Origin of the sequence: Levilinea saccharolytica, from assembly GCF_001306035.1 — a bacterium.
GTDB lineage: Bacteria > Chloroflexota > Anaerolineae > Anaerolineales > Anaerolineaceae > Levilinea > Levilinea saccharolytica.
The window spans coordinates 98056-118234 of record NZ_LGCM01000046.1; the positions used below are offsets into that span (position 1 = coordinate 98056).

A 20179-nucleotide genomic window follows, 5' to 3' on the forward strand; every position below is an offset into this window, starting at 1 on the left:
AAAGAAAGGATTAACGGTATGAGCCTTCTGACTCAAGCTTCTCCCATCAGCGCGGCGGCATGGAAGAACGCCCAGCAGGCGACTGAGGCGGTGATCCGCCAGCATTCGCGCACCTTTCATTTTGCCACGGGGCTGCTGCCCAGCGCTGCGCGGGGCGCGATTCGCGCGCTGTATGCCTTTTGCCGCATGACGGATGACTTGGTGGACCGTGACGGGGCGACCCAGGAAGACCTGGACGCCTGGCGCGCCCAGGTGAATTTGCCCGCGGCGGAGCAAAAAATGCCTGTGCTGCTGTATTGGAGCGGGGTACGGGAGCGCTTTGGCGTGGACCGGCGCTATGAGCAGGAATTGATTGACGGCGTGAACATGGATTTGCGCTGCCGCCGCTACGCCACCTGGGATGAGTTGGAAGATTATTGCTACCATGTGGCCTCCACGGTGGGCCTGCTTTCGATGCCGATCATCGGTATGGCCCCTGGCTTTCAGTTTGAACAGGCAAAACCCTATGCCGTGCGCCTGGGGGTGGCTTTGCAGCTCACCAATATCCTGCGGGATGTGGGTGAGGACGCGGGGCGGGGCAGAGTGTACTTTCCGGAAGATGACCTGGCGCGGTTTGGTCTGACGCGCCAGGATATCCTGACGGGGGTGCAGGATGAGCGCTTCCGGGATTTGATGCGTTTTGAAATTGCCCGCGCGCGGCAGTTATATGAAGAATCCCTGCCCGGCATCGCCATGCTCAGCCGTGCGGCGCGCCCGGCGGTGGGGGCGGCAGCTTTGCTGTACCGGGCTATCTTGGATGAAATTGAAGCCATCGATTACCAGGTGTACACGCGCCGCGCACACACCACCGGTTGGCAAAAGCTGAAAATGCTGCCGGGGATTGTGCTGGCCGTGCTGCGTGTGCGTCCGCCCGCGGCATGATTCTTGCGGAGGGCAGGGGGCAAAACGGCTGTAGAAATGCGTCCATTCCTGTGCTATACTACTTGTATGAACAACCTCAAGCCAGGGCTGTGCGTTTGTGCCCCGTGAGGGCGAAGACGCTGACGAACCCGGCATGGGTTGGGAAAACTCGGTTGACGCTAAATCCAATGAATCCCTCGTTGATCCCATAACCTTCACCTTTTCGGCGCACGGCGCTGCAGAGGGCGGGAAGGTAGGTTAGCTCTCTATCAGTACGCTTGAAGGGGGCGGGCGGTCCATTTGCGGAGGTGCGGCATGGTCGCTGAAGACGAGAAAATGCAGGATGTGTTAGCGGTGGTGATCCAATTGGGGGAGAGCGGCGCCGTCTTTCAGCTGTGTTTTGGCTATCAGGGGTTGATCTTAACGCGCACGGCCAGTTTGGTTGAGACGCATAACCGTATGGCGGTGTTTCGCAGCCAGCAAGATCTGCCGATGTTGGAGGCAAACCGCGGGATGTGTTTGCACCACGCTGAGCTGCCGCAGAATATCAGCGCGCGGGTGGAGTCCTTTTGGGCGCAGCGGCGGCTGGTGCGGCTTTCGGGGCTGACCTGGACGGGCAGCCCGTGGCGGGAGCGCGAGCTGGAACGGGTACGGCCTGCGCAGCCTTTGGCTGCCCGCCTGAATTTGAACGCACCTCTGGACGGAACGGTACAGGATGTTTCACCGCACGGGCTGGGGCTGTTGGTATCCTGCCTGGACCGGCGGCGGCCGTTGGAGTGGATGGGGCAAAGCGCTCACGTGCAGCTGCGTTTGCCGGGGATGCCGTTGATGCGCCTGCGGGGGGAGGTGATGAGCGTGCACGCCTACAGTGCGCATTTGATCCGTGTGGGGCTGCGCCTGTACCCGGGGCGCGAGCAGGAGCGCCGCCTGGGTGGTTTTGTGGAGGGGCGGCGCCGGGCGATTCTGCATGAGCTGTCGTCCATCCATCCGTTGTTCCAGCCCCCTGGGGAGTCGTACCGGCTGTTTTTCTGAGCGCCCGTATGGGGCCGCAATAGGGTACGGGCACGGGCGAGGGTGCGAGCAAAAGGCGCGGTGAAAGACGCCCGTGCCCTCGCAATTCGAGGGCGTGCCCTCGCAATTCGAGGGCGTGCCTTAGGGTACGGGCACGGGCGAGGGTGCGGGCAAAAGGCGCGGTGAAAGACGCCCATGCCCTCGCACTTCGAGGGCGTGCCCTCGCAATTCGAGGGCGTGCCTTAGGGTACGGGCACGGGCGAGGGTGCGGGCAAAAGGCGCGGTGAAAGACGCCCGTGCCCCGACACAAACCCATCTGCGCGGTCATGGGATGCAAAGATCGTCCTCGAACATAGGGCACGGGCGAGGGTGCGAGCAAAAGGCGCGGTATAAGACGCCCGTGCCCCTACATATACCTATCTGCGAATCATGGCTTTTACATTAGGCGCATAGATCGTTCTCGCACCGAGAGGGCGCGCCTTAGGGCGCGGGTACGGGCACGGGCGAGGGTGCGAGCAAAAGGCGCGGTGAAAGATGCCCGTGCCCTCGCAAATCGAGGGCGTGCCCTCGCAATTCGAGGGCGTGCCCCTACATATACCCATCTGCGGATTTTGCCTTCCGCAAATGAAAAGGGAGGGCCTTTTCAGACCCTCCCTGATGTTCCAGTTCTTACCGCCGTCCGGCACTAATACGGGTCCACCCCGCCCAGGCCGATGTCGCAGGTGTTGTTCACGGACACATTGGCCCCGTTCACCTGCAACACCTTCCACCAATCTTTGTTCTCATTGCACCCATTGATTCCCACCGGCGCATCTTGCAGCCGCACACTGGTTACCACCTTGCCGCTGGCCCACATGCGCACTACCGCCGCGGTGAAATTAGGGCTGGTTGTGGTGGCGCTCAAATAGCCAACCGTCTTCGGGCTTTGGCTGCTCCCGCCAATGGCGTCGGGGCGGTGATAATCGGTGACCACCAGGCGGTATTCCCCGCTGTACCACGGCAGCATATACGGCGCTGCCGACTGCTTGACCTTCGGCAGAACGCTGATAAATTCCACCGGGCTGAGCGGCTGGCCGTAATTGTCCTGGCCGTAGTAATACCCGCCGTCAAAACCGTGCTGCGCGTAGGGTGAGAAGGGATAACCCAGGGCCTCCCCATTCAGGAGACTGCCCACGCCCACAAACACATCCTGCTTGCCGGGGATGTAGGTCAGCAGCTTGGGCGAAGCTCCCCAACCCAACTCTGTGCCGATGATCCCGCCCTGATCGCCGTTGACGCCGTCGCGAGGCAGCAGCAGGTACATATCCAGATCCGCATCCGGATCCACCCGCCCCTGCGCGGGGTTAATCGCCGGGTCCACCCAGTCCAACACAAAATTGATATTGTTTTTCGAAGCCAGGCTGACGCGGTTATAAGCGTCATTCAGCGCCATGCCGCGCAGGTCCCCGCTCAAATTAACTTCGTTGAAGGGCTGGTAACCGGTGGTGTAACCCGCCATCGAAACCGACAGGCGGTATCGAATGCCCGTTTCGCTGGCCGGCAGGTTGGTCAAAACCACCACAGACCCGCCCTTTTCGGTTTTGGTCTTGTCGCGCAGCACCGGATTGGCGCCGCTGATATCATGGGCAGCCACATAGGCGCCCACAATCGGCGATCCGTTGGTGGCGTCTTTCACTTCCACCGCCAATGCCGCCCGCTGCATGGCGCGCGCCACATTCAGGTACACCGCCGCCAGCTTAATCTTGCCCGCGCCGTAAGTAAAGCCGTCCATGCGTTCATCATCGCCGTAGTTGTCGTTCGAGGCCGGCCAGCAGTACGGAGCTTTCACAATCATGGTTGTGGCGGGGTCATCATCATGATCATAAGGCTTACCAAACCAAATCGTCTCGCCGTGCGGGTCAAAACTGTTGGTCGGGCTGCCGTAGCCCACATCAGCCATCACTCCGGGGGTGTTATCTGAGGCAAATTGCAGCGGCTCGCTCAAGGCCACCAGAGTATCTTTGACCTTCTTGGGCGGGTTCAATTCGGCTTTAGGCACCAGGCTCCACACCCGTGCCGCCGAACCGGTGACCAGGGCAGCCGCCTGCGACGTGCCGCTCATATAATCATAGCCAGAGCTGAGCTGAGGCTGGTAGGAATTGAGATAGAAGGGGTTGCTCACCGGCGTAGTCGAATACACATCCTCGCCGGGGGCCACCATCGTCACCCAGCGCCCATAGTTGCTGCCCGTGGCGATGCCGTTCTCGTTGTAATTGCCAGATGCGCACTGCTCCGGCAGGAACACCTCGCTCCCGTCCGGGTTCACCACACCGTCGCCGTCTTTATCCACCCACAGGGGGTAGGGGGAGAAGGGCGAACGCGCCGCCGCCACGGAGATCACCTGTGAGGCGATGTTGTTGAACGATTCCGGCGCGGTCACTTCGGGATCCGCGTAGGCCGCCGGGTAAAAACGGCCCGAAACGCTTTCGTTGCCCGCCGAGGCCACCAGCAAGCGCCCCATCAGCGCGGTTTCCAAGGCCTGGTACTGCACCTTATCGGCCAAATACGACCCCAGGCTCATGTTAATGATCTTCACGCTCTTGTTCGTCCCACAGTACTTGATGCCTGCGGTGACGCTGAAGGTGGTGCCGATGCCCTGCGCGTTGAGCACTTTCACCGCCAGCACCTTGCCGTTGGAAACGCCCACCGTTGAGCTGGCATTGGTGTTAGCCCGCCCGGCGATGATGCCCGCCACGTGCGTGCCGTGGCCGTTATCGTCATCCGGCTTCTTATCGTTGTTGTAAAAGTCTGGGCCCGAAACTACCACACCGCTCAGGTCGGGGTGCTTCACATCTACGCCCGTATCCAGCAGACACACCAGCGGGGCAATCGTCTTTTCGCCCCAAATCAGGTCGGCCTGAATACGGTCCCAGGCCCACAAATTGCCGCTGAGCAGCTCTTTGGGGAAAGAAGGAATGGCCGCCGAACGCGTGCCTTTCTTGACGATGGTGCGCAGACTGGCCACTTGCTCCCAACTCAGGCGCACATCCAGGCCGTTGGGTGAATCGATCACATAGGCGCTTTGCGTACCGCCCTGGGCCGCGCCGCCTTTGCTTTCTGGCAGGCTGTAAATGTAGTTCGGCTGGGCATAGACCACCCCCGGCAGGGAGCTGACCTGGGCCGCCAAAGCGGCTACATCCGCCTGCGGATCCGCGCTCAGCAGGGCCATATCGCCGTAGCTGGCCGCTACCGCCGCCCCCACCGACCCCGCTAAAGCCCGCGCCTGACCGGCTGGCCCAGACGCCCCGGTTTTTCCGTCCAAAACCACCACCAATTCCCCCGGCACATAAGTGCCTTCGGGCAGCGGCGTGCCGCTCTGCGCCGCCGCGGGTTTGGCTGCGGGGAACATGCCCAGGAGGAAAACAACCATCAGTAAAACCATCCAGCCGCGTGAACCTTTCATCTCGACCTCCGTTCTTTCATCCAAAAATTGTCATGGGGCCAACTGCACGCGGCCCAAATCCACGGTTTCGCCCGTTTTCACCGTGAAAACGCGCGTCTCCCCCCCCTCGTCCACCACCGTCAGCGCCTGTTCCGCGGTCGGCCCCACCACCAACACGTAGCGCCCCGCCGGAACTGCGCTGAGAACAAAATCACCTTGCTCTCCCAATTCGGCCGAAGGGTGAATGGCCGGCTCTAACATATAAAAGCCCGCACCCTGATCGTCACCCGAAAAAGGCGCCGCAAAGATCCGCAGCGGTTCTTCTTCCCATCGCCCGGCCGTGTCCATCACCTGCCCGCGCAGAACCCCGCCCGGGGCTGAGGCGTCCGCCTCCTGTGCAGGCGCGGGCGGTGGGGTCGGCGTTTGCACCGCGCAGGCCGCCAGCAGCAGGGCCAGCCCCGCGTAAACCGCGCTTAGCAGCGCGAAGCGCAGCTTAGTATTCCAGAATTTCGGCATACGGAATCCCATTATATTCATCGCCCAGCGTGCTGTAGCTGCCCGTGCCCACCGTGCGCTGTACCCGCGCCACCACCACCACCGGCTGGTCACTTTCTACGATCACTGCGCCGGCAAAATGGTTGGTATCCGGGTTCAAGGCCCGTGCTGCGCCCGGATTCGAGGTGCGCCGCGCGTAGGGGGCCAGCGGCCCCGGCTGCGCATCGCTGCGCGCCACCCAATGGCTGCTCTCCAGCACCCCGCCGGAGCCGTAATACAGCACACGCACATCCGTGGCGGGTTGGTTGGAAACGTTCATAATCGTCAGGTAGGTGCGCAGACCCGTGCTTTTGGGCGACCATTCCACATAGGGCAGCACCGTGCGGTACGGCTGTCCTGGCAGAGCCGCCCCTGGCATACGCAGCCCCGTGTAGGCGGTCATCAGCCCGTCGTCGCTGCGCACCTTTCCCAAGGCGGCAATCGGCTCACCGTCCGAATGGATCACCGCCGAAAGGCCCTGGCCGCGCGTCTGCGCGTACACTGCCTCATCGCAGGCGTCAAAGCGGTGGTTATACCCCGGCGTAATCACCGCCGTCGGTGAGGTCGCCACCAGATCGCCCGCGGCGGAATAATACTCCACCCACACCGTGGCGTCCCCGGCCCCCACGTTCTGCACCATCATTTCTGCGCTCATTTTGTTGTCGCCCATCTCGCACATGGCGTTGGGCATGAACAACCACGAATCCCCCCCGTTCACCCCCTCAAAGGCATACGCCCGCCGGCCGCCGCCCTGGATCTCCTGGGCCACCACCACCAACCGCGCTGGGTCATCGTTGCCTGCCCGGAAGGCCTGCACCACCAGGCTGCCGCGGAAAGGCAGGCTGGGCTGCTGCATTGCGCCGTTATAGGCTTCTTTTAGAGCATCCGAGGCGTTGATCACCAGGGTGCGCTGGTTGTAGAGCGGCTTGCGCGCCGTCACAAACTCACCCTGTTCCTCAGAGTAAAACCGCAGCACCACTTCGATTTGTAAGCTTTCCACATTCTGAACGCCAATGCGCGTGTCATAGGCCTGATTGGCCTGCACGTTGGGCAGGTAAAACGTGCCCAGACCCGCATCGCTGAGGGCAAAAGAAGTGTACAGAATGGGGCTGTAGGGTTCTTTGGTCTCTGTGGACACCTGTTTGTACACCGCCAGCACCGGCACCGTGGCGCTGATCACCGCACCGCCGGTGAAGTTCGGGTCGCGCAGCACGTTGCCCACCAACAGGGTGCCGGATTGATAGGGCTTGATCTCGATATCGTTCAGCAGTTCCCGCCGCGAGGTGGAACCCTGCTGCAGGAAAAGCACGTTCAGCACCGGCTCGGTGTAATCCGGCGGCAGCGGGTCCGGTTCGGGGTTCGGGTTAAAGTAGGCCACCACCGAAGTCCAGGTCGTCTTGCCGGCCGCGTTCGCGGGCGCTGGCCCAGGCGTCACCAAGACCCCCAACAACATCAACAGCACCACCATGCGCAGGGCACGTTTCATATACCATCTCCTTCCCAAACCGTCCGTGAAATACCAACCAGCCATGCGCCACCCCCCGCCCAGCACCTTTTAACCTTAGCCGCACCCCCAAAAAATGGCAATAACCCAATTGGATTATTGCCCCAGGTCTTACATTTCTGTAAAGTGCCCCGTGCGCAAATATTCCTAGGGCAGCACCGGCGCCAGAGAGGTGAACACCGCCCGGTAGGCCTGCAGGCTGGGCAGCCACTCCCCCTGGGCTGTGCGTCCGCCAATCACGTACACGCGCGATTCATACCCCACCACGGCTGCCCCTTCGCCCACCTCCAATGGGGCCTGGCCCAACGCCTGCCAGGCTTCGCCCCGCCAGGAGGTCTGCCACAGGGGTAATCCCGGCGGACTGCCGCCCCCCACATACACCTGCCCCGCCAGCCCCACCGCGCCCATGCCGCCGCGCCCGGCGGGCAGCGCGCCGCGCTCTTCCCAGGCCTGCCGCTGGGGGGCATACAGCCACTGGCGCGGCGAAAGCCCCTGCTCACCCCAGCCGCCCATCACCATCAGCCGTCCCTCCAGCGGCAAAGCCGCCGCCCCCCGCACCGCCTGGGGCAGCCGGCCGCCCTCCGTCCACCGGTCCTGGGAGGGGTCATACACCCACACCGTGCCGCGCGCGCGCTGACCGTCCCAGCCCCCAAAGAGGTACAGCCGCCCATCCAGAGCCGCCGCCGCGGCAGCGCTGCGCCCCGCGGGCATGGCGGCTGCCTGCGTCCACACATCCGCGCGCGGGTCATACACCCGCAGGGCCGCGCTCACCTTGCCGTCCGCGCGCACTCCGCCCGCCAGGTACAGGCGCTCACCCAGCACTACCGCCTGCACATCCCGCACTGCTTCGGGCAGCGGGGCGCGCTTTTCCCAGGTGTTTAAGGTCAAATCGAACATCAGCGTGTCTGCGCTCAACCCGGCCGCGGTCTGCCCCCCCATCACGTACATGCGCCCTTCAACCACCGCCGCGGCCATGCCCGCCCGCCCCTCCGGCAAATCGGCCAGGCGCTCCCAACGCAGCGCGTCCACATCATCCCGGCTCACCGCCGCTGGTGGGGTGGGGGGAGCCAAAGCCGCGCGCAGTGCGGGCAGCGCCCAAATCAGGATCGCCGCCAGCACCACCAGCGCCGCAGCCGCCGCCCACCGCCGCCCACCCACGCGCCGCCGTTTGGGTGTGGGGATCGCCGCAGGCTGCGCAGACGGCTGCGCCTCCTCTTCCCGCGCCGTCATCACCAGCCCCATCTCCAGGGCCTGGCGCGTGGCGGCTGCGCGCGTCTCCACCCCCAGCTTGGCGAAGATCCGCCGCACATGCACCTTGACCGTGTTGGGACTGATGCCTAAGGCCTGGGCAATTTCTTTATTTCCCACCCCCGTGGCCACCAGACGCAGAATCTCACGCTCTCGTTCGCTTAACTGCGAAGCTCCATCCATAAGAGAATTCTAGCGGTTTCTCCCCATTCGGGCAAGCCGCCCCCGTTTTTCCGCTTTAATGATTGTCTGATTCAACCACTTGCGATACACTCCAATATCGATTCAACCCACCCCCATGCCTGCCGTCCGGCTGAGGCTGCGCCGCAATCGCGGCTTTCGGGGGGGGAGCGCTGGTTTTTGCCTGCGCCCATTCTTCCATCAACGAGGTTTCCCATGACACCCCCATCTTCTCAGGCGTCCCACAGCGCCATCGCCGGATCGGGCTATAAATACGCCCAGGCCAACCCCAACGCCAAGAAATACAAAGCCTCCGCGGCCGTCCAAAGCGTTACCCTGCCGCCCAAAGTGGACCTGCGTCCCTATCTGACCCCCGTTGAAGATCAAGGCAATACCAATTCCTGCACCGCCAACGCCATCGCCGGGGCCTATGAATACCTGCTCAAAAAGCACCTGGGTAAACCCCTGGATGTGAGCCGCCTTTTCATCTATTACAACGCCCGCTGGCGCGCCGGGGATCAAAACGAAGATTCCGGCTCTGTCATCCAATACGGCATGGAAGGCGTCCAGGCCTTGGGCTCCTGCACCGAACCCACCTGGCCTTTCCAGGTGAAACGCGTCACCCAGAAGCCCTCTGCCACCTCATACACCGAAGCAGCCCGCTTCCGCGGCCTCATCATCCAAAAACTGCCCGTGGATCTGAAAGCCTGGAAGCGCTGTTTGGCCGAGGGCTATCCCATCGTGTTCGGCTGCGCCCTGTTCGAATCGTTTGACAGCTGCTCCCAAAACGGCGGCGTGGTGCCCATGCCCAATCCCAAAGACGTGTCCCGCGGCTCGCACGGCTCCCACGCCATGCTGTGCGTCGGCTATTCGGAGGTGGAAAAGGTCTTCATCGTACGCAACTCCTGGGGGGCCGCCTGGGGCGACCGCGGCTACTGCTACATGCCCTACAACTACCTCATGTCGAAGAAATTTAACCTGGGCGACTGCTGGATGATGCGCTCTGAAGATGACCTGCCCGATCCGCAGGATACCTGGGTCGAAAACCGCAAGCCGGTCATCAAGCATATGCCCGATTTTGAAATCAACGCTTACCCCGTCACCGCCTACGACTCGATTCCGGTCCAATTGATCTCGGAAGAAGAGATTGTGGAATATCAGGACGAAGCCCCAGAGGACTTCGTGGAATACATCGAAGAAGTGGAGCCGGAAGCCTACGTTGAGGATGACGAGGACTACCTCTTCTGCGACGACGAAGAATACGACGAGGACGAGGAAGACGAAGAGGACGAAGAGTACGAGGAAGACGAAGAGGACGAGGAAGACGAAGAAGACGAAGAAGACGAAGAAGACGAAGAGTACGAAGAGTACGAAGAGGACGAAGAAGACGAGGAAGACGAAGAGTACGAAGAGGACGAAGAGTACGAGGAAGACGAAGAGGACGAGGAAGACGAAGAGTACGAAGAAGACGAGGAAGACGAAGAGTACGAAGAAGACGAAGAAGACGAAGAAGACGAAGAGTACGAAGAGTACGAAGAGGACGAAGAAGACGAGGAATCTTACGAGGATGACGGCGGCGAAGCCGAAGAAGACGGAGGGGATGACGGGGGAGATGACGACGGCGGCGAAGAATAACCCGCGCCCGCATAGGGCATAACCCAACGGGAGAGGCCAACGGTCTCTCCCGTTTCGCTTTCACCCACCTCTTGACGGCCCGCGCAGTGGATTTACAGAGCGTTTTTGGGTTTCGTCACTGAAAAGTGGCAAAGATAGGTTATTGACATTTTTCCTGTTTCTCTTATAATTAGATTAGTTTGATTTACTTACAAACAAATCCCCCGGTCGAAAAAAGCAAACATGAATCAACGCAAGACGGCAGACCAATCGTTAATGCGGGAAATGAACACCTCCATCATCCTGCATGCCATCCGCTTAAGCGCCCCTCTTTCGCGTGCGGAGTTGGCAACCCGAACCGGTTTAACGCGCAGCACGGTCTCGTTGATCATTGATGATCTCATTGACCGCGAATTTGTTCAGGAAACCACCATCAGCCAGGTCTCAAAGGTCGGCCGCCCTGGCATGCTTCTACAATTTAATCCTGAGGGTGGCTGTGTGATCGGCGTCGAAATCGGCGTCGATTTTATTTCTGTCATCCTGACCAACTTCATCGGCCAGGTGCTCTGGCGGCACAAACGGATGACCTCAGAGCAAGAGACCCAGCTTGACCTGCTCCAAATCGCCGAAAATATCATCGATGAAGCCCTGCACTACGGCAAGAAGCTCGATTTGCGCCCGCTGGGGATTGGGGTGGGCGTGCCTGGCTTGGTCGATTCACACCAGGGCAAACTGGTGTTTGCCCCCAACCTGCATTGGGTGGATGTTCCCCTGCGCCAGATCTGGACCAAGCGTTTTGATCTGCCCGTCTTTGTCGAAAACGAAGCCAACTGCGCCTGTTTGGGTGAGTATTTCTACGGTATAGCCCACACCGTGAAAGATTTCCTCTTTCTCAAAACCGGCGTCGGCCTGGGCGGCGGGGTGATGATTGACGGCAAGCTCTTCCGCGGGTCCAGCGGTTTTGCGGGCGAAATCGGACATATCACCATTTACGAAAGTGACGTGGTCTGCGCCTGCGGGCGAAAGGGTTGTCTGGAAACCTTTGTGCGCCCTTCCAGCCTGTTGACTCATGTCGCCGCCCGGTTGAAAAATGGAGAAGCGAGCCTTCTGTACGAAATTGTGGGGCCCGACCTTTCACGGCTCAGCATTGAGCACATCGCCGAAGCCGCCCGGCAAAATGACGCCCTCGCCATCAGCGCGATTGAAGCCCTCGGCGTCCATTTTGGGATCGGCATCACCAACCTGGTCAATATTTTCAACCCAGAGCTGGTGGTGTTTGGCGGCACTTTAGTTCCCCTTCATCCCTGGATGATCCCGGTCATTGCGGCAACGCTGCAAAAGAATGTTTTACCTCCCCTGCGAAAGATTACCCGCATCGAGCCCTCTTCTCATGGAGAGGATGCCTGCTTGCTGGGGGCGGTGGCGCTCGTCATGGATGATATCCTGCGCGAGCCGCTGAACATTTCATAGACCGCTTTCATACATGCTCAAAACTGGGAATAAACTCAGCTCTACATCTGGGAGTACCAGTCACAGCGAAGACCATCAGATTGGAAAAAATGGAGGTGCAGCGAAAAGAAAATGTATTGGGTTTTACAGAATCAATTGAAAGATGTCTACCAAAGTAAATTTTCAGGAGGACAAGAACCATGAGTAAAAAATTCTCACAAATCGTTATGATGGCCATTGGCGTCATTGCGATTGTCAGCATGATGGCCGGGTGCGCCGCTCCCGCCGCTCCCGCCGCCCCCGAAGCCACTGCCGCCCCCGCCGCCTCTGGCGAAAAAATCAAAGTGGGTCTCTCGTTCTCAGATTTCGCGACCGAACGCTGGAAGAACGAAGAAGTCCTGCTGCGCAAGCTGTTGGAAGACAAAGGCTACGAAGTTCTGAGCCAGGAAGCCAACCATGACGTCAAGGCGCAGAATGACCAGATCGACAACATGGTCAGCCAGGGCGTTAAGGGTCTCATCGTGGTGGCCGAAGACGGCGACGCCGTGGTGACCTCGGTGGACAAAGCCGCGGACGCTGGCGTGAAAGTGCTTGCCTACGACCGCCTGATCAAGACCCCCAAAATCGCTGCTTACCTGTCCTTCAACAACGTCGAAGTGGGCCGCCAACAGGCCGACGGCGTGATGAAGGCCATCGGCGCCGACAGCTGGGACGTGGCTGCCAACGGCAAGATCCGCCTGGTCAAACTTGGCGGTTCCCCCACCGATAACAACGCCATCCTCTTCCGCAAGGGCCAGGATGAAATCCTTGCCAAGTATGCCGACAAGATCGAAGTCGTCGCTGACCAGTGGGTGGACAACTGGGATGCTGCCAATGCCCTCAAGATGATGGAAAACATCCTCACCGCTGCTGGCAATGACATCGACGCGGTTGTGGCTTCCAACGACGGCACCGCGCTGGGCGCTCTGCAGGCCATGAAGGCCCAGGGTCTGGCTGGCAAGGTCCCGATCTCCGGCCAGGACGCCACCGCTGACGGCAGCAACAGCATCGTCAAGGGTGAACTGACTGTCTCCATCCTCAAAGATATCCGCAACCTCTCCCCGCTGGCTGTCGATACCCTCGACACCATCCTCAAGGGCGGCACCGTTACCGGCCTGAAGAACTACACCATGGCCGAACTGACCAACGACGACACCAAGACCGGCGAAGTCCCCTGCCTGTTCCTGGAAGTTCAGCAGGTCAACAAAGACAACGTGTTCGACCTGGTGGTCAAGAGCGGGTTCCAGAGCTACGATGATGTCTATCGCGACATCCCCGATGCTCAGAAACCGCCCAAGCCGGGTGAATCGGCTGCTCCTGCCGCTCCTGCCGAAAAAATCAAAGTGGGTCTCTCGTTCTCCGATTTCGCGACTGAACGCTGGAAGAACGAAGAAGTCCTGCTGCGCAAGCTGCTGGAAGACAAAGGCTACGAAGTTCTGAGCCAGGAAGCCAACCATGACGTCAAGGCGCAGAATGACCAGATCGACAACATGGTCAGCCAGGGCATCAAGGGCCTCATCGTGGTGGCCGAAGACGGCGACGCCGTGGTGACCTCGGTGGACAAAGCCGCGGACGCTGGCGTGAAAGTGCTTGCCTACGACCGCCTGATCAAGACCCCCAAAATCGCTGCTTACCTGTCCTTCAACAACGTCGAAGTGGGCCGCCAACAGGCCGACGGCGTGATGAAGGCCATCGGCGCCGACAGCTGGGACGTGGCTGCCAACGGCAAGATCCGCCTGGTCAAACTTGGCGGTTCCCCCACCGATAACAACGCCATCCTCTTCCGCAAGGGCCAGGATGAAATCCTTGCCAAGTATGCCGACAAGATCGAAGTCGTCGCTGACCAGTGGGTGGACAACTGGGATGCTGCCAATGCCCTCAAGATGATGGAAAACATCCTCACCGCTGCTGGCAATGACATCGACGCGGTTGTGGCTTCCAACGACGGCACCGCGCTGGGCGCTCTGCAGGCCATGAAGGCCCAGGGTCTGGCTGGCAAGGTCCCGATCTCCGGCCAGGACGCCACCGCTGACGGCAGCAACAGCATCGTCAAGGGTGAACTGACTGTCTCCATCCTCAAAGATATCCGCAACCTCTCCCCGCTGGCTGTCGATACCCTCGACACCATCCTCAAGGGCGGCACCGTTACCGGCCTGAAGAACTACACCATGGCCGAACTGACCAACGACGACACCAAGACCGGCGAAGTCCCCTGCCTGTTCCTGGAAGTTCAGCAGGTCAACAAAGACAACGTGTTCGACCTGGTGGTCAAGAGCGGGTTCCAGAGCTACGATGATGTCTATCGCGACATCCCCGATGCTCAGAAACCGCCCAAGCCGTAAGATACGCTGAAGAATTTGCCCCGGTCTTCAGGGTTTTCCTTGGGGGCCGGGGCATCATGCTGATATATAATAGTAGATATTCAGCCACTACCCAACAACCATCCTTCCAGCGCTGGAGATCTACACGCAGGAGCGAGAAAAGGAGCATCCGTGAGCGACGATATCATCCTGGATATTCGTAACGTCACAAAGCAATTCCCCGGCGTCACCGCGCTCAGCGATGTGTCACTGCAGATCAAGCGGGGCGAGATTCACGGTCTTTGCGGGGAAAATGGGGCAGGTAAATCTACCCTGATGAAAATCCTCTCGGGTGTCTATCCTTTCGGCACCTATGAGGGTACCATTCTCTACGAGGGTCAAGAGCTGAGACTGGGGGAAGGCTCGATCCAGGAAGCCATTAAGAAAGGTATTGCCATCGTGTACCAGGAGTTAACCCTGGTGCCGAATATGAACGTGGGCGAAAATGTGTACCTCGGCAAAGAGCCGACCGAAAACGGCTCCATCAATTGGAATAAGCTCTACTCCGATACACGCGATATTTTGCAAAGATATAATCTGGATGTTGACCCGCAGACCCCGGTGAAAGATCTGGGCGTAGGCAAGCAGCAGATGGTTGAAATTGCCAAGGCCCTCTCCGAAAACGCCAAGATTCTGATTTTGGATGAACCCACCAGCGCCCTTTCTGAAGCCGAAATTGCCAGCTTGATGGACATTTTGCGCAGTTTGAAGAGCCACGGGGTCACCTGCATTTACATCACCCATAAGCTCGATGAATTTTTCCGCATCACCGACACGGTAACCGTCCTGCGGGACGGCAAGACCGTGGTGACCAAACCCACCAGCGAACTGAACCAACAGCAATTGGTCAGCTACATGGTCGGCCGCGAGATGAAAGAGCGTTTCCCCAAGGGAAACCGCAAACCCGGGGATGTGATTTTCGAAGTCGAAGACCTGCATGCGGAAGACCCCTCCGATTCGACCCGCATGTTGCTGCGCGGGGTAAGTCTCAACGTCCGCCAGGGAGAAATCCTGGGAATTGCCGGGCTGATGGGTTCAGGCCGTACGGAACTGGTCACCACCATTTTTGGTGAGTACGGCAAGGTGGTGAAAGGTACCATCAAGTTACAGAACCGTGAATTAAAAATTAACAGTGCTCGCGATGCCATGCAGTTTGGCATCAGCCTGGTGCCGGAAGACCGCAAACGCCTGGGGTTGGTCTTAATCCAGTCCATCCTCAAGAATATCTCCCTGCCCAACCTCGACCGTTTTGCCAGTTTCTTCCGCATCAATGCAGATGAAGAGCTGGCTGCCGCCAATCAGCAAGCCAGAAATTTGGCCATCAAAGCGCCGCATATGGAAGTCGCCGCAGAAACGCTCTCCGGCGGCAACCAGCAGAAAGTGGTCATTGCTAAATGGCTGCTTTCGAACCCAAAAGTGTTAATCCTGGACGACCCTACGCGCGGTATTGACGTTGGTGCCAAATACGAAATTTACAAGCTGATGAACGAACTGGCCGAGCAGGGTGTCGCGATCATCATGATCTCCAGCGACCTGGAAGAGGTGCTGGGCATGAGCGATCGGGTTATGGTGATGTGCGAAGGCCGGTCCAGCCCGATTCTTGAGCTTGCGGATGCCACGCAAGAACACATTATGAAACTTGCAACAGGGATTGCCTGATCGCGGCTGTGCATTCATTCATTAGGAGGATACAATGGCTGTTGCTTCCGATAAAAAAGTACCAAGCGCTGGAGCGGGCCTGATGGAAACCCTTTCAAAAAGGGTGCGCCAGAACATTCAGACGTACACCATTATCCTGGCGCTGGTAGGCATTTGGATTTTGTTTACCGTGCTCACCAAAGGCGCCTTCATGACGCCGCAGAATTTCTCCAACCTGTTCCGGCAGATGACGGTCACGTCCTTCCTGGCGATTGGTATGGTGCTGGTCATCGTCACCGGCGGTATTGATCTTTCCGTGGGGAAAGCCGCCGGATTCGTCTCGGTGATTTGCGCCTTCCTGCAAGCCCGCTTCTGGGTGGACAGTATCCCGATCAGCAATCCTTACCTGATGGCGGCAGCTTCTGTGCTGGTGGGTCTGATTGTTGGTACGGCCTGGGGCGCGGCTCAAGGCGCCTTAATTGCCTACCTGCGCATCCCCCCCTTCATCGCCACCCTGGGCGGCTTGTTCATCGCCCGCGGGCTGATCCTGTGGCGCACCGAAGGGAAAACCATCCCCGCCAACCAGGTCGGCTTCTCCTACATCGCACAGGGCTACCTCTCGGATTGGATTGGCTGGGTGCTGGCGGCGTTGGTGGTCATTTTCCTGTTCTTTAACATGTTCAGCAGCCGTTCGCGCAAGGTTCGCTACGGCGTGGAACTGCCCCCCATCGCCTTTGATCTGCTGACTACCAGCTTCTTTGCCTTGCTGGTGGTGGTGTACGTCTTCATGGTCAACCGCTACAACGGTGTTCAGGTTCCCGTGGCCTTGCTGGCCGTGGCCTCGGTGATCATGACCTATGTGTCCAACAACACCCGCTTTGGCCGTTATACCTACGCCATTGGCGGCAACCGCGAAGCCGCACGCCTTTCGGGTATCGACATCAAGAAGACCCTCTTCCTGGTCTACACCCTGATGGGCTTCCTGGTGGGTGTGGGCGGTGTGGTGCTGGCCTCTTACGTGGGCTACGGCACGATCGCCGCTGGTGAAGGCTACGAATTGGACGCCATCGCCAGCGCCATCCTGGGCGGCACTTCCACCCTGGGCGGCGTGGGCACGGTGTTCGGCGCATTGATCGGCGCGCTGATCATGTCCAGCCTGTCCACCGGCTTGCAGATGATGAACGTGGCCCCCTTTGTGCAGTACCTGGTGAAGGGTATGGTGCTGGTTCTGGCGGTGCTGCTGGATGTGTCCTTCAAGAAGGGCAAAGCCTAATAATTGCTTCAGACGTTCGCTGCTGGCGGGCCAAACAAAAAAAGGGATTTTTCTGGCCTCAAGCTGGAAAAATCCCTTGTTTTTTGTGTGTTGTGATCAAATCCGCTGTCCACGAGTCAATTCAGGGCGGCCAGGTCTACCCCACGTGCACGTATTCCCCCACCTGCCGTCCGCTTACATTCCTCACCGCCAGCGTGCTTCCATCTCGCCGTGCGGCCGCAGCACCCCCGATTGGATCACCAACCCCGCAGTAAACAGGAGCGCAAACAGCAGCGTTACCACCCCCATCGACACATCCAGATTCCAAACGATCAGCCCGGCCCCGCAGGCCGCCGAGAGAAACATCACCGCCCAGCGGAACATGACTGTCACCACCAGCACCCCCACCAGCCCGCCGCCCAACAGCAGCATCCAAACCGGCCAACCCGCCTCCAGGCGCAGATTGGCAGCCAGCTGCAAGGCCAAATAGCCGCCCGCCGCAAACCCGGCCAGACCCACCGCCGTCTTTTGCAGAGTCAGCGCCAGCAGCAGCGTCCCCACCGCCGTCAGCCCGCCCAAAGCCAGCGGCATCCAGCTGGCCGCCCCTTCTGGCAGCAGTCCCGCCAGCAGATAGCCGCCCAAAAAGCCGAGAACGCCCACCAAAATCCCAGCGGACTTTCCGCCCAGGATCAGCAGCACCACACCGAGGATCACTTGAAGAGCCGTCATCACAAAAACATACTCCCTGCACTGGTGCGTGCAAGGAGTATGCCATTTTTCAACTTTCAGGCATATCAGGCCTGGCGAATGCGGTCTTGGGGCAGGCGCGGGATGAAGGGCAGCGCCAAAAGCGACACCGCCGCACACAGGTACAAGGTGGTGCGCAGCCCCACCCAATCGCCGCCCAGGCCCACCAGATAAATGGCCCCGGAGCGAATCACGAAACTGGCCGCCATATACAGGCCGTTGGCCAGGGCGCGGTTTTCTGGAAAGCTCTCCTGCACCAGGGCCATAATGGCAGGGGTGATGCACAGCAGGGCAAAGCCCATCCCCAGCAGCATAACGATTTGCAGCGCGCCCGCCGTCAGCAAAAAACCCACTGTAAACACCGGCGCAGCTGCGATGGAAAACCAAAAAATGACCCGCCGCCCGATGCGGTCGCTGATGGAGCCGCTCAGCAGCGCCCCCACCACCCCGGCCGCTTCCATCAGCGCCAGCGAGATGCCAGCCCACTGCAATTTTGCGCCTTCATCGGTCAGGAACACCGGCAAATAGGTGGTCAGGGCTGAATCCAGCATGGCCCGAAAGGTGATGATGATGGTCAGAGGCACCAGCACCGGTGCCATCGTGCGCAGCGCCGCCCGCCACGGCAGGGTTTGGGCCGGGTTGGGCAGGTGGTCGTGCACATTTTGCAGGCCGACATACAGCAGCGCTGAAATAGCCGCACCGCCCAAAATCAGCCAGGGGGTGTTGGCCAACCCGCCGCTGCTGATCACCGCCGCAATCACCAGTGGACCCAGGGTGCGGCCCACTTCTCCCCCCACCATCCAAAAGCTCATCCCCCGCCCCAGGGTTTCGCCCGAAAGCTTGCCCGCCAGCACCGGGCCGGTGGCGTGCAAGGATGCTGAGCTGACCCCCACCCCCAGGAGCAGCAGGGCGATCAGCAGGTAGGTAGGCGCCACGCCCACCAGGCTCATCAGGGTGCAGGTGACCAGGGGGGAAAGGATCACAATCCAGCGCAGGCTCACCCGGTCGGCCACATAGCCAATGAAGGGCTGGAGCAGCGAGGGCAGTTGGGTGAACACGCTGAACAGTCCCGCGCTGGCGCGGCTGATGGAGAGGGTTTGAATCAGGACGGGCAGCAGGGTGGGCAGAAACGCGATGTAGGTATCGTGAATTGCATGGCCCGCGGCGATGAGCGCAACACGGCCAGCCTGGAAGGTGTTCTTGGGTGTGTGCATGAAGGGCAGGCGCCTTTCTGGATTGGGATACGGTGATTATAATCCAGAAAGGCTGCCACCCCATGATCCGCAGATGACGCAGATTACGCAGATAGATATGCCCTCCGCGGCGATCTGCGACGTCCAATACGAAAGGCAAGATCCGCAGATGACGCAGATTACGCAGATAAAACGCCCTGCAGCGAAGCGATCCCTTCCTCATGGGTAGAGATTGCTTCGACCAGAAAACCCATCTGGTCTCGCAATGCGAAAGGCATGATCCGCAGATGACGCAGATTACGCAGATAAAACGCCCTGCAGCGAAGCGATCCCTTCCTCATGGGTAGAGATTGCTTCGACCAGGAAACCCATCTGGTCTCGCAATGCGAAAGGCATGATCCGCAGATGACGCAGATTGCGCAGATGGATAGGCCCTCCGCGGCGGGCTGCACCTTTCAGGGTAGAGACTGCTTCGGCCCCAAAAATCTGGGACTCGCAGTGACATGCGAAAAAGTGCGCTAGCGGCTGGGGTAGGCGATCACCAGGACACGGTGGGTGTTGCTGGTGGGCGGCCAGCACGAGATGAGCAGCAGTCGCGGGGCCAGCCCCGGCTGCAAAAGCGCGGCGTAGGCGTCCGTGTCGGCGCCTTCCCCCAGGATGGGCAAAATCATCACCTCGCTGATCTGGTAGGTGCTGCTGCCCTCGCCCGTCTCCAGCGTCACCGTGTCGCCGGATTGCAAATCGGCCAGATTGCGAAACACCGAAGAATGGATATTGTTGTGCCCGTAGAGGATGATATCCCCCTGGGCGTCGCCCGGCAGGGCGCTGGAGATGGCCCAGCCGACCTGGGCGTCGGGGGAATCCCATTCGGCAGCCTCGACGGTGGGCTCCCAGCCCACGGGGGTGACGGGGGCCAGCAGGTTGAGGGCGGGGATGCGAATCTGGGTGATGAGGCGGGGGCCAAAGGCGGCCTGGGCCAGCCCGGCCAGATCGGTGGGCAGGGGCGATGGGCTGGGCGTGGGGGCCAGGGTGGGGCTGGGCACGACCGTGCTGTGCTCCAGGCGGGGGGGCGGCAGGCTGGGCGTGGGG

14 protein-coding genes are annotated in these 20179 nt (G+C 60.1%); 7 read left to right on the forward strand and 7 right to left on the reverse strand.

Annotated features, from left to right (window positions below; genetic code table 11):
• Positions 1-18: 18 nt before the first annotated feature.
• Both ADN01_RS14005 and ADN01_RS14010 read left to right on the forward strand, forming a co-directional pair.
• Positions 19-921 carry a phytoene/squalene synthase family protein gene (locus ADN01_RS14005; RefSeq protein ID WP_062417277.1) on the forward strand — a complete coding sequence of 301 codons (903 nt, stop codon included), beginning with the start codon at positions 19-21 and terminating at the stop codon, positions 919-921.
• Positions 922-1215: 294 nt separating this feature from the next.
• Positions 1216-1932: a PilZ domain-containing protein gene (locus ADN01_RS14010; RefSeq protein WP_062417278.1), complete on the forward strand. Its 717-nt coding sequence runs from the start codon at positions 1216-1218 to the stop codon at positions 1930-1932.
• A 664-nt stretch (positions 1933-2596) separates the two neighbouring features.
• Here ADN01_RS14010 and ADN01_RS14015 read toward each other — a convergent pair.
• The 4 genes from ADN01_RS14015 to ADN01_RS14030 form a co-directional block, all read right to left on the reverse strand.
• Entirely contained in the window at positions 2597-5353 is a 2757-nt protein-coding gene (locus tag ADN01_RS14015) for a S8 family serine peptidase (RefSeq protein WP_062417279.1), read from the reverse strand.
• A gap of 30 nt (positions 5354-5383) precedes the next feature.
• Positions 5384-5848 carry a hypothetical protein gene (locus ADN01_RS14020; protein WP_062417280.1) on the reverse strand — a complete coding sequence of 155 codons (465 nt, stop codon included), beginning with the start codon at positions 5846-5848 and terminating at the stop codon, positions 5384-5386.
• Entirely contained in the window at positions 5826-7352 is a 1527-nt protein-coding gene (locus tag ADN01_RS14025) for a hypothetical protein (RefSeq protein WP_062417281.1), read from the reverse strand. The genes ADN01_RS14020 and ADN01_RS14025 overlap by 23 nt, the downstream gene beginning before the upstream one ends.
• A 165-nt stretch (positions 7353-7517) precedes the next feature.
• The gene (locus ADN01_RS14030; protein ID WP_062417282.1) at positions 7518-8801 is read right to left on the reverse strand and encodes a Kelch repeat-containing protein; all 1284 of its coding nucleotides are present in this window, start codon (positions 8799-8801) and stop codon (positions 7518-7520) included.
• 213 nt (positions 8802-9014) lie between these two features.
• Between ADN01_RS14030 and ADN01_RS19695 the strand changes: the two genes are divergently transcribed.
• The 5 genes from ADN01_RS19695 to ADN01_RS14065 all read left to right on the forward strand — a co-directional run bounded on the left by ADN01_RS19695 (position 9015) and on the right by ADN01_RS14065 (position 17171).
• Positions 9015-10433, forward strand: coding sequence for a C1 family peptidase (locus ADN01_RS19695; protein ID WP_062417283.1), 1419 nt, complete (start codon positions 9015-9017; stop codon positions 10431-10433).
• Between the two features lie 264 nt (positions 10434-10697).
• Positions 10698-11882, forward strand: a complete 1185-nt coding sequence (locus ADN01_RS14045) for an ROK family transcriptional regulator (RefSeq protein WP_062417284.1) — start codon at positions 10698-10700, stop codon at positions 11880-11882.
• 179 nt (positions 11883-12061) lie between these two features.
• Positions 12062-14242, forward strand: a complete 2181-nt coding sequence (locus ADN01_RS20125) for a substrate-binding domain-containing protein (RefSeq protein ID WP_236691020.1) — start codon at positions 12062-12064, stop codon at positions 14240-14242.
• A 150-nt stretch (positions 14243-14392) separates the two neighbouring features.
• Positions 14393-15919 (forward strand): sugar ABC transporter ATP-binding protein, encoded by a 1527-nt coding sequence (locus ADN01_RS14060; protein WP_062417285.1) that lies wholly within the window; start codon positions 14393-14395, stop codon positions 15917-15919.
• Between the two features lie 82 nt (positions 15920-16001).
• A complete protein-coding gene (locus ADN01_RS14065) occupies positions 16002-17171 on the forward strand; it encodes a sugar ABC transporter permease (RefSeq protein WP_075071215.1) in 1170 nt (389 codons plus the stop codon).
• Between the two features lie 183 nt (positions 17172-17354).
• On the opposite strand, the gene ADN01_RS14070 is transcribed toward ADN01_RS14065, so the two are convergent.
• The 3 genes from ADN01_RS14070 to ADN01_RS14085 form a co-directional block, all read right to left on the reverse strand.
• Positions 17355-17879, reverse strand: coding sequence for a hypothetical protein (locus ADN01_RS14070; RefSeq protein ID WP_062417287.1), 525 nt, complete (start codon positions 17877-17879; stop codon positions 17355-17357).
• Between the two features lie 65 nt (positions 17880-17944).
• A complete protein-coding gene (locus tag ADN01_RS14075) occupies positions 17945-19111 on the reverse strand; it encodes an MFS transporter (protein ID WP_075071212.1) in 1167 nt (388 codons plus the stop codon).
• Positions 19112-19608: 497 nt separating this feature from the next.
• A partial coding sequence (locus tag ADN01_RS14085; RefSeq protein WP_075071213.1) for a sortase occupies positions 19609-20179 on the reverse strand: 571 nt, incomplete at its 5' end.